This is a genomic window from Nocardiopsis protaetiae, assembly GCF_045446735.1.
In the GTDB taxonomy this organism is placed as follows: domain Bacteria; phylum Actinomycetota; class Actinomycetes; order Streptosporangiales; family Streptosporangiaceae; genus Nocardiopsis; species Nocardiopsis protaetiae.
The window spans coordinates 1-9,864 of sequence record NZ_JBJJBV010000250.1 but is presented as its reverse complement, the minus strand read 5'-3'; the positions used below and the strand labels follow the sequence as shown (position 1 = coordinate 9,864).

Annotated in this window: 10 protein-coding genes; 5 read left to right on the top strand and 5 right to left on the bottom strand. The window is 72.7% G+C overall.

Annotated features, from left to right (window positions below; all coding sequences use genetic code 11):
• Nucleotides 1-675 (bottom strand): lysophospholipid acyltransferase family protein (locus tag ACJOT3_RS27800; protein WP_406976078.1); only part of this gene is annotated, 675 nt, incomplete at its 3' end.
• Nucleotides 676-951: 276 nt separating this feature from the next.
• Here ACJOT3_RS27800 and ACJOT3_RS27795 point away from each other — a divergent pair.
• The 3 genes from ACJOT3_RS27795 to macS are packed head-to-tail and all read left to right on the top strand — an operon-like array spanning nucleotide 952 to nucleotide 3,800.
• On the top strand, nucleotides 952-1,755 hold the full coding sequence (locus tag ACJOT3_RS27795; protein WP_406976077.1) for an alpha/beta hydrolase: 804 nt from the start codon (nucleotides 952-954) through the stop codon (nucleotides 1,753-1,755).
• Nucleotides 1,752-2,612 carry a hypothetical protein gene (locus ACJOT3_RS27790; RefSeq protein WP_406976076.1) on the top strand — a complete coding sequence of 287 codons (861 nt, stop codon included), beginning with the start codon at nucleotides 1,752-1,754 and terminating at the stop codon, nucleotides 2,610-2,612. Before ACJOT3_RS27795 ends, ACJOT3_RS27790 begins: the two co-directional genes overlap by 4 nt.
• A 3-nt stretch (nucleotides 2,613-2,615) precedes the next feature.
• Nucleotides 2,616-3,800 carry a MacS family sensor histidine kinase gene (gene macS / locus ACJOT3_RS27785; RefSeq protein WP_406976079.1) on the top strand — a complete coding sequence of 395 codons (1,185 nt, stop codon included), beginning with the start codon at nucleotides 2,616-2,618 and terminating at the stop codon, nucleotides 3,798-3,800.
• A 55-nt stretch (nucleotides 3,801-3,855) separates the two neighbouring features.
• Here macS and ACJOT3_RS27780 read toward each other — a convergent pair whose 3' ends face one another.
• Nucleotides 3,856-4,500 carry a molybdopterin-dependent oxidoreductase gene (locus ACJOT3_RS27780; RefSeq protein WP_406976075.1) on the bottom strand — a complete coding sequence of 215 codons (645 nt, stop codon included), beginning with the start codon at nucleotides 4,498-4,500 and terminating at the stop codon, nucleotides 3,856-3,858.
• Nucleotides 4,501-4,798: 298 nt separating this feature from the next.
• Here ACJOT3_RS27780 and aroF point away from each other — a divergent pair, with 298 nt between their 5' ends.
• The gene (aroF, locus tag ACJOT3_RS27775; RefSeq protein WP_406976074.1) at nucleotides 4,799-5,845 is read left to right on the top strand and encodes a 3-deoxy-7-phosphoheptulonate synthase; all 1,047 of its coding nucleotides are present in this window, start codon (nucleotides 4,799-4,801) and stop codon (nucleotides 5,843-5,845) included.
• A gap of 147 nt (nucleotides 5,846-5,992) precedes the next feature.
• On the opposite strand, the gene thiI is transcribed toward aroF, so the two are convergent.
• Nucleotides 5,993-7,273, bottom strand: a complete 1,281-nt coding sequence (gene thiI / locus ACJOT3_RS27770) for a tRNA uracil 4-sulfurtransferase ThiI (protein WP_406976073.1) — start codon at nucleotides 7,271-7,273, stop codon at nucleotides 5,993-5,995.
• A 207-nt stretch (nucleotides 7,274-7,480) separates the two neighbouring features.
• On the opposite strand from thiI, the gene ACJOT3_RS27765 reads away from it, so the two are divergent.
• A complete protein-coding gene (locus tag ACJOT3_RS27765) occupies nucleotides 7,481-7,933 on the top strand; it encodes a hypothetical protein (RefSeq protein WP_406976072.1) in 453 nt (150 codons plus the stop codon).
• 104 nt (nucleotides 7,934-8,037) lie between these two features.
• On the opposite strand, the gene ACJOT3_RS27760 is transcribed toward ACJOT3_RS27765, so the two are convergent.
• Both ACJOT3_RS27760 and ACJOT3_RS27755 read right to left on the bottom strand, forming a co-directional pair.
• Nucleotides 8,038-9,063 (bottom strand): 6-phosphofructokinase, encoded by a 1,026-nt coding sequence (locus tag ACJOT3_RS27760; protein WP_406976071.1) that lies wholly within the window; start codon nucleotides 9,061-9,063, stop codon nucleotides 8,038-8,040.
• 188 nt (nucleotides 9,064-9,251) lie between these two features.
• A partial coding sequence (locus ACJOT3_RS27755) for a LuxR C-terminal-related transcriptional regulator (protein WP_406976070.1) occupies nucleotides 9,252-9,864 on the bottom strand: 613 nt, incomplete at its 5' end.

Here is a 9,864-nt window from a genome sequence, read left to right as displayed (position 1 = left end):
TTCGAGCTCGGCCTTGACCGCCTGCGCGTAGCGGTCCACGTACTCCTGGCCGGACAGCTCCATGAGCGCGTACATGATCTCGTCGGTGACGGCGCGCAGGACCCGCTGGTCCTTCTCCATGCCGTAGTACCGCGAGAAGTCCAGGGCCTTGCCGAACTTCACCACCGGGCGGATGCCCAGCTTGGGGACGGTGCGCCCGGGGGGCATGATCTTGTCGGCGTTGATCATCGCCATCGGCACCACCGGGACCCGCGCCTCCAGCGCGATGCGCGCCACACCGGTGCGGCCCCGGTACAGGCGGCCGTCGGGGGAGCGGGTGCCCTCGGGGTAGATGCCCAGCAGGTCGCCGCGCTTGAGCACCTTGAGCCCGGTGCGCAGCGCCGCCTCGCTGGCCTTGCCGCCGGAGCGGTCGATGGGGATCTGCCCCACACCGGAGAAGAACGCCCGGCTGGCCAGCCCCTTGACCCCGGTCCCCGTGAAGTACTCCGCCTTGGCCAGGAACGTGATCTTGCGCGGCAGCGGCAGCGGCCCGAAGAAATGGTCGGAGAACGACAGGTGGTTGCCCACCATGAGGGCGGCTCCGCGGCGCGGTACGTTCTCCACACCCTCGGCGCGGGGCTGCCACAGCACGGCCAGGATCGGCCCCAGAATCGCCTTGACCACCCAGTAGAACATCTCTTCGGATCACCCCTGCACACGCGGGGAGCTCCGGGCAGGGTCTGCCGCGATCCGCTGTCCCGCTCGGCCAGCACTGCGATGAGGATACTCAGTTCATGCCACGTGATGCGCGACACCCCTCTTTGGGGACGAGACCGGAACATGCGTGCCCACCCATGACAAACGGTCCGTGGAACGGTTAGCCTCACGGCTGTGAGGCCGGGGTGTCCGCCGCGGCACCCGTCGTCCTGTCACGCGCGCCGCGGCGCCGTACACATCCCTGGGGGAAGTCCCGTGAGACCGACCGAAGACACCGTGCTGATCCCCGGGGCGGAGCCCTTCAGCCACCACGGCTCCGAGGTGGGTGTCCTGCTGTGCCACGGGTTCACCGGGTCCCCCCGCTCCATGCGCCCCTGGGCCGACCACCTGGCCGCGGCGGGCCTGAGCGTGGAGCTGCCCCGGCTGCCGGGCCACGGCACCGTCTGGACCGACATGGCCCTGACCTCCAGCGACGACTGGTACGCGGAGGTCGAGCGGGCGCTGCTGGAGCTGTCCTCGCGCTGCTCGGAGGTCTTCGTCATGGGCCTGTCCATGGGCGGCGCGCTGTCCCTGCGCCTGGCCCAGGAGCACCCGGACCTGGTGCGCGGCCTGGTCCTGGTCAACCCCTCGCTGGCGGTCGAGGACCCGCGGCTGCCGGTCATCGCCCCGTTCCGGAACCTGGCGGCCCGCATCCTGCCCTTCACCCCCGGCCTGGAGAGCGACATCGCCAAGGACGACGTCGGCGCCGGCGAGGGCGGCTACGACCGGGTCCCCACCGCGGCCGCCGCGACACTCCCGAAGCTGTGGCGTACCGTTCAGGCGGGCATGTCCGGTTTGCGCGCGCCGATTCTGGCCTACCGGAGTCCGCAGGACCACGTTGTCGGACCGCGCAGTCTGCGTATCCTCGCTAAGAGAGCGGTCAACACCCGGCTGACGATCCACCTGCTCCACGACAGCTACCACGTGGCGACCCTCGACCATGACGCCGCCGACATCTTCGACGGAAGCCTCGCCTTCGTGCGGGCCCACGCCAGAAGCGGGGAAGGAGCCGACCGATGACGCAACGTCGGGGTAACGGCCTGCTCGCCGACGCCTACGTGCCCCTGATCCTGCTCGCGCCCACGCACGCCGACCTGATGCTGGAGGCGCTGCGGCGCAGCGGTATCGCGGCCTACGCGGTGCCGCTGGCCGAGGACGTGCTGGAGCCCCCCGGCGGCGACGAGGACGATCCGCCCACCGACCACCTGTACGTGGACGCGCAGGAGCGCATCGCGGCCGAGCAGGTCCTGGGCACCGAACTGCCCGAGCTGGGGGTGCGCTCGGTCCCGGAGAACGAGGAGCTCCGGGAGGACGCCGAGGGCGAGGGCCAGGACCCGGCCGTCCTCGGCGGCGACCTGCTGGACGGCCCGCCGGAGAACGTCGACCCGGACGCGCCCCCGGCGCAGTCCGCCGACGAGGACGAGGTGTGGAACGACCTCGTCGCCCGCTTCTACGACGACGACGCTCCGACCTCCCGCGGCGCCCGGTGGCCCGACGCCGAGAACGTCGGTCCCTCCGCGCCCCGCGGGAGGTCGGAGACGCCGACGCTGGGGGACATCCTCGCCGGGGACACCGACGACGAGGACGACGACGAAGAGGCCCTGCGCCGCGCCGAGGACGAGCTGGAGGGCCACTACGAGCCCCCGCCCCCGCCGCCGCTGCTCCAGGGCGACCGGCTGGGCATCGCGGCCTGGGCCGGCCTGCTGGGCGGCCCGGCCCTGGTGTTCGGCGCCGCCTTCCTGGGGCTGACCCTGCCCAACTGGCTGATGTTCATGGCGGTGGTGGCGTTCCTGGTCGGGTTCGTCATCCTCATCCTGCGGATGACCGACGGCAGGCCGCCGGGCGACAACGGCCCGGACAACGGGGCGGTGGTCTGAGCCCTGGGCTTCGACATCCCCCTGTGGCGCGGCATCTCGCTGTTCCGCGCCGCCGCCCTGGTCTACTCCCTGCTGCTGCTCGTCCAGCACCACGAGCACCTGACCCGCCCCTGGCTGGGCTGGACGGTCCTGGTCGCGATGGCGGCCTGGACGGTGGTGGCCTCCTCCGCCTACGCCCGCCCGGAGCTGCGCACCCGGCGGCTGGTCCTGGCCGACCTGGCGGTGGCCTTCACCTGCCTGTTCGCCACCGCCGTGGCCGCCACGCCCTTCTACCTCACCCAGGCGCCGCCGCTGAGCGGCTACTGGTTCGCCGGCGCGGCGCTGGCCGCCGGGGTCGCCTGGGGGCGCCGGGGCGCGGGCGTCGTGGCCGTGCTGTACGGCGTCGCCGACCTCACCCTGCGCGTCATCATGGACGCCCCGATCACCCCGGCCACGGCCCGCGGCGTGGTCCTGCTCCTGCTGGCCGGACTGGCGGTCGGCTACATGGCGCGGGTGGCCGGGCAGGCCGAGGAGAGGTTCGCCCGGGCGGTGGCCCTGGAGGCGCGCCTGCGCGAACGCGAGCAGCTGGCCCGCTCCATCCACGACTCGGTGCTCCAGGTGCTCACGCTGGTGAGCCGCCGCGGCGCCGAGGCCGGGGGAGAGGCCGCCGAACTCGGGCGCCTGGCGGGGGAGCAGGAGGTCCGGCTGCGCGCCATGATCACCGACGGGCTCACCGACCTCACCGAGGTCCCGGCCGACCCGGGCGCGGTGCGCGCCGCCCCGGCGCCGGGCCCGGGGGACCTCGGGAACCCGGCGGCCGACACCGCGATCGACCTGCGCGACCCCCTGCGCCGCCTGGAGTCGGTGCGGGTGTCGGTGTCGGCCCCGGCCACCCCGGTGCCGCTGCCCGGACGCGTCGCGGCCGAGCTGCTGGCCGCGGTCGAGGCGGCGCTGGCCAACGTCGAGCTCCACTGCCCGCCCGGCACCCGGGCCTGGATCCTGGTGGAGGACGAGGAGGACGCCGTCACCGTCACGGTCCGCGACGAGGGCCCCGGGATCCCCCCGGGCCGCCTGGAGGAGGCGGGCCGACAGGGGCGGCTGGGCGTCGCCCAGTCCGTGCGCGGGCGCCTGCGCGACCTGGGCGGCACGGTCGAGGTCTTCTCGGCCCCGGGCCAGGGCACCGAGGTGGAGATGCGCCTGCCCCGCTGAGCGCCTGCGCTGCCGGGCGCCCGCCCCCGGCCGACACACCGGCCACCGGCCCGGCTCAGGCCGGCGGCGGGCCCTCCCCGGGCTCCTCCTGGTGGGAGAACCGCTGCTCGCGCCAGGCCTCGGCCCGGTTGTGGTAGCCGCGCTCCTCCCAGAACCCCCGCCGGTCCGCGGTCATGTACTCCACCGCCCGCAGCCACTTGACGCTCTTCCACCCGTACAGGTGCGGCACGACCAGCCGCAGCGGGTGGCCGTTCTCCGCGGGCAGCGGGGCGCCGTCCCGGTGGGTGGCCAGCAGCACGTCCTCGCGCAGGAAGTCGTCCAGGCGCAGGTTCGCGCTGTACCCGTACTCGCCCCACACCATCACGTGCGTCACCTCGGGCGCGGGCGGGGCCAGCGCCACCAGGTCCAGGGCGCGCACCCCCGACCAGCGCACGTCGGGCACGCTGAACCGCATCACACAGTGGAAGTCGCTCACCCCGTCGGTCCGGGGCAGGCCGACGAACTCCGGCCAGGTCCACCGGTACGACCCCAGGTCCTCGGTCGCCCCCATGACCCGGAAGTCCCACTTCTCCGGGCGGAAGGCGGGCACCGGACCGTAGTGCAGGCCCCGGTGCCGGGCGGTCCGCACGGCCTGTCCGGGCGGCAGCCGCCGGTCGCCCCGATCGCCTTGATCACCCGGGCCCTGCGCTGACTCGGACACCCGAACCCCCCGTTCCTCTCGTCCAACGGCCATCCTGCCAGGTGTCAACGAGAGGTAGGTCACGCGCCCCTGCTGTGCGACGGCGCCACGACCGTGCGCTATAGTCACAGCCATGCAGCGGAACTTCTGGCGCTTTTATGGCTACCGGCCCTACACCCCGGTCGCCTGTAAAGCGCTGCGCTGACACAGACGACAGGAGCCCCGGGCCGGTAGCGGCCCGGGGCTCTTTGTGTTCCGGCACCGCGCACCGGGCCACGGCTCTCCCGCACCACACCCAACGACAGGCAGGGAAATCCACATGGTCATCGTGATGGCACCGGGCGCCACCTCCGGCGATATCGACGCGATCGTCGAACTGGTCGCCTCCTCCGGCGGCGAGGCCTACGTCACCCGCGGCGTCAGCCGCACCATCATCGGCCTCGTCGGCGATGTAGAGCGCTTCCAGGACCTGGGGCTGGCCGCCAAGCCCGGCGTCGCCGACGTCCTGCGCATCTCCGCCCCCTACAAGCTGGTCAGCCGGGAGAACCACGACAGCCGCACCGTCGTCAGCGTCCGCGGGGTGCCGATCGGCGGCGACAACGTCACCGTCATCGCGGGCCCGTGCGCGGTGGAGACCCCCGAGCAGACCCTGGCCGCGGCCCGGATGGCCCTGGAGGCCGGCGCGTCCCTGCTGCGCGGCGGCGCCTACAAGCCCCGCACCTCCCCGTACGCCTTCCAGGGGCTGGGCGAGGCCGGCCTGAGGATCCTCGCCGACGTCCGCGAGGAGACCGGGATGCCGATCGTCACCGAGGTCGTCGACGCCGCCGACGTCGAGCTGGTCGCCTCCTACGCCGACATGCTCCAGATCGGCACCCGCAACATGCAGAACTTCGCCCTGCTCCAGGCGGCGGGCGCCGCGGGCAAGCCGGTGCTGCTCAAGCGCGGCATGAGCGCCACCATCGAGGAGTGGCTGATGGCCGCCGAGTACATCGCCCAGCAGGGCAACCTCGACATCGTCCTGTGCGAGCGCGGCATCCGCACCTTCGAGAAGGCCACCCGCAACACCCTGGACATCAGCGCCGTCCCGGTCGCGCAGAGCCTGTCCCACCTGCCGGTGATCGTCGACCCGTCCCACTCCGGCGGCAAGCGCTCCCTGGTGCTGCCGCTGTCGCGGGCCGCCGTCGCGGTCGGCGCCGACGGCGTCATCGTCGACGTCCACCCGCACCCGGAGACCGCCCTGTGCGACGGCCCGCAGGCCCTGGTCCAGGAGGACCTGGCCGAGCTGCGCGACCTCGCCGGGACCCTGGCGGCGCTCACCGGGCGCACGCTCACCCCGGCGCCCGGCCACGAGCTCGCCGGTATCTGAGACGCGCGACACCCGCGGCCACGACGACGGGGCCCGCCCGGAGCATCTCCGCGCGGGCCCCGTCGTGTCGAGGGCCGAAGGTCCCCGTTCCCCGGGCGTCCTCGCACAGGCCGAAGCGAGGCGGCGGCCTGAAGCAAGCCGGGGCCGTCAGACCTTGACGGTGGCGGCCCTGGCGGGCTCCAGCCGGGCCGGGGCGGCGTCGCCCAGGAAGCTGGGCTTGTGCATCTGGGCGGTCGTCACCAGGTACTCGGCGAGCTCCTCGGCGTCCAGGCGCTTCTCGATCTGGCGCAGGTCCGGGATCTTGGCCGCGGTCTCCACCTGGCGCGGGGTCAGCATGGTGCAGCAGTCCTCGTCGGGCAGCTCCGAGATGGACAGGGTCCCGATCTTTCGGGCCTGGTCCATGATCTCGGTCTTGTCCATGCCGATCAGCGGGCGCAGGATCGGCAGGTCCACCGCGTCGTCCAGCGCCGTCAGGTTGGTCATGGTCTGGCTGGAGACCTGGCCCAGCGCGTCGCCGGTGATCAGGCACTCGGCCTTCAGGTCGTCGGCGAGCACCTCGGCGGTCTTGAGCATGAGGCGCCGCTGGGCGACGATCTGCAGCCGCTCGATCCCGGAGCTCTTCAGCTGCTGCTGGGCCTTGCCGAAGGGGATCACGAACAGGCGCGACCCCACCTGGTAGCGGTCCAGCTGGCGGACCAGGCTGTAGGCCTTGTAGATCGACTCGGGGCCGGTGAACGGCATCCCGGAGAAGTGCAGGAAGTCCACCTTGAGTCCGCGCCGGATCATCCGGTGCGCGGCCACCGGCGAGTCGATGCCGCCCGACATCAGGACCAGGCCGCGGCCGCTCATCCCGGCGGGCAGCCCGCCCTGGCCGGGGATGCCGTCGGTGAAGATGAACGCCTCGTCCTTGTCCACCTCGATGTACAGGGTGTTGTCGGGGCGCTTGAGGTTCACGGGGTAGCCGTGCGCCTTGACGATCTCCGAGCCCAGGTACCCGGCCAGCTCCGAGGAGGTCATCTCGAACCGCTTGTCGCGGCGGCGGGCGCGCACCGCGAAGCTGCCCTCGCGGCCCTCCATGGAGCGCACGGCCACGTCGGTGACCGTGGCCAGGTCCTTGGGCACCCGGCGCACCAGGTGCACCCAGACGACGCCCATGACGTTGGCCATGCGGTCGGCGATCTCGGCGACCTCCAGGTCGGAGGCCCCGGGCTTGCGCACGATGATCACGCCGGAGCCGCGCTGGGAGACGCGGATCTCGCCCAGGTCGCGGACGGACGAGCGGATGTTGTTGTGCAGGCGGCGCTCGAACAGCTTGCGGTTGGAGCCCTTGAGGACGATCTCGCCGAGCTTCATGAGCACGCAGAGTTCGCCCAGCCCGTCTCCGGTGCCGCCGACGGGGACCGGCGCGGACTCAAGCGACGCGGACATGGGTGCTACCTCCGGATAGACATGCGTGGGTGCCCGGTTGCTCGTGTTCGGACCGGCGGTGGCGGGAAACCGGGATCGCCCATCGCCGTACTTCTACCAGTATCGAACATCCTCCCCACCGCTCCATCCATATTTCGGTCTGGACGGAAGACGACGCACCCGGGTGGCCACCGTGCGTATCCACCGGGGGAAACCTAGGATCGCGGCATGGCCTTGTTCGTCCACCTCACCCCCGCCGCGAACACCGTGCGACTGCGCCGCTCGGGGGTCCGCGCGGCGGGCCGCGGCCGCGGCGCGGGACGCGGCGTGTACTGCTTCCCGGTACTGCCCTGCTACACGCTCACCCACCAGTGGCTGCGGGAACTCGCACGTGAGGACGACCACCGCCGGTTCGTCGCGGTGCACATCCGGCTCGACGACGACCAGCCGGTGACCGTCGGACACCACGCGAGCCGGCCGCTGCGGGTCACCGCGGGGGAGGCGGTGCGGATCGTGCGGGCGCTGCCGGACCCGCGGGGCTGGGAGGTCTTCGTCCCGCGCACGGTCACGGTGCGTGAGATCCACCGGGTGCGCGGAGTGGCCCCGGACGCGGGCCGGCACCCCGAGGGGGCCTTCGACTGCCCCTGCGCCGTCCGGGTCGGCGAACCCGCGCTCTCCTAGGGGCGCGTCAAGGGGCGCGAACGCGTCCGCCCCCTCCCGGGAGCCACAGGAGGGGGCGGACGGAGCGAGGACGCGTGTTCCGCCGCGTCCCCAGACCCTTGGGTCTAGCCGAAGAAGACCTCGGCCTCGGCGTAGCGCTCGGCCGGGACCGTCTTGAGGGTGTCGGTCGCCTCGGCCAGGTCCACCCGGACGATGTCGGTGCCCTGGAGGCCGACCATCTTGCCGAACGACTTGTCGTGCACGGCCTCGATGGCGTTGACGCCCAGGCGGGTGGCGAGCACGCGGTCGAACGCGGTCGGGGTGCCGCCGCGCTGCACGTGGCCCAGGACCACCGAACGCGCCTCCTTGCCGGTGCGCCGCTCGATCTCGTCGGCGAGGGTCTGGCCGATGCCGCCCAGGCGCACGTGGCCGAAGGAGTCCTTCTCGCCGGTGGCGAGCTCCATCTGCCCCTCCTTGGGGTGCGCGCCCTCGGCGACCACGATGATCGGCGCGTACTGGGTGCGGAAGCGGCTCTCGACGTGCGCGACGACCTCGTCGATGTCGAAGGGGCGCTCGGGGATGAGGATGACGTTGGCGCCGGCGGCCATGCCCGAGTGCAGGGCGATCCACCCGGCGTGGCGGCCCATGACCTCCACGACCAGGGCGCGGTGGTGCGACTCCGCCGTGGTGTGCAGGCGGTCGATCGCCTCCATGGCGATGTTGACGGCCGTGTCGAACCCGAAGGTGTAGTCCGTGGCGTTGAGGTCGTTGTCGATGGTCTTGGGCACGCCCACCACGTTGACGCCGCGGTCGTGGAGCTGGCGGGCCACGCCCAGCGTGTCCTCGCCGCCGATGGCGACCAGGGCGTCGACGCCCAGCCCGGCCATGTTGTCCTTGACGCGCTCGACGCCGCCCTCGATCTTCATGAGGTTGGTGCGGGAGGAGCCCAGGATGGTGCCGCCGCGCGGGAGGATGCCGCGCACCGCCTCGATGTCCAGGGGCATGGTGTCGCCCTCCAGGGGGCCGCGCCAGCCGTCCCGGAAGCCGATGAACTCGTAGCCGTAGTCCTTGATGCCCTTGCGGACCACGGCCCGGATGACCGCGTTCAGACCAGGGCAGTCGCCGCCACCGGTCAGCACCCCGACGCGCATACGAATCTCCTCGACGTAGTGGGTTCCACGGCGCTTGGCGCCATATGGTCTAGACCATAGTGGTACGGGCGATCCCTGGCCAACCCGGGCCGGTGAACAGCGTCCGAACTACCCCGCGGTACGTCCGGAACAGGCCTCCCTCACCGTTTCGCGCCCCGGCGAGGGGCTCCGCGACCCCCGCGCCGGGGTCAGTCGTCGAGGCCGCGGTCGATGGCGTAGCGCACCAGTTCGACCCGGTTGTGCAGGTGCAGTTTGGTGAGGGTGTTCTGCACGTGGTTCTGCACCGTGCGGTGGGCGATCGACAGCCGCTCCGCGATCTGCTTGTAGGCCAGCCCCTTGGCGACCAGGCGCAGCACCTCGGTCTCGCGCGGGGTCAGCGCGGGGGTCCCGTCCTCCTCGTCGCGCTCGCGCGCGGACGAGAGCCTGCGGTACTCGCCCAGCACCAGCCCGGCCAGGCCCGCGGTGTAGACGGCCTCGCCCCGGTGCACCCGCCGGACCGCGTCCAGGAGTTCGTCGCGGCCCGCCGACTTGACCAGGTAGCCGGTGGCCCCGGCCTTCACGGCGGCCAGCACGTCGTCCCCGGCCCCGCTGGCCGACAGCACCAGCACCCGGGGCGGCTCGGCCAGGGCGGTCAGGCCCGCCGTCAGCTCGACCCCCGTCATGTCCGGCAGGTGCAGGTCGACGATGGCCAGGGTGGGCCGGGTCGCCGGGGCGATCCGCAGCGCCTTGGCGCCGTCGCCCGCCGTGCCGACCACGGTCACCCCGGCCTCGCCGAGGTCGCGCGCGACCGCGTCGCGCCAC

What these genes read in the sequence shown, in the direction of transcription:
- ACJOT3_RS27765 (WP_406976072.1), top strand. Translation starts at nt 7,481, where the DNA reads ATGGCCTTGTTCGTCCACCTCACCCCCGCCGCGAACACCGTGCGACTG.
- aroF (WP_406976074.1), top strand. Translation starts at nt 4,799, where the DNA reads ATGGTCATCGTGATGGCACCGGGCGCCACCTCCGGCGATATCGACGCG.
- ACJOT3_RS27790 (WP_406976076.1), top strand. Translation starts at nt 1,752, where the DNA reads ATGACGCAACGTCGGGGTAACGGCCTGCTCGCCGACGCCTACGTGCCC.
- ACJOT3_RS27760 (WP_406976071.1), bottom strand. Translation starts at nt 9,063, where the DNA reads ATGCGCGTCGGGGTGCTGACCGGTGGCGGCGACTGCCCTGGTCTGAAC.
- thiI (WP_406976073.1), bottom strand. Translation starts at nt 7,273, where the DNA reads ATGTCCGCGTCGCTTGAGTCCGCGCCGGTCCCCGTCGGCGGCACCGGA.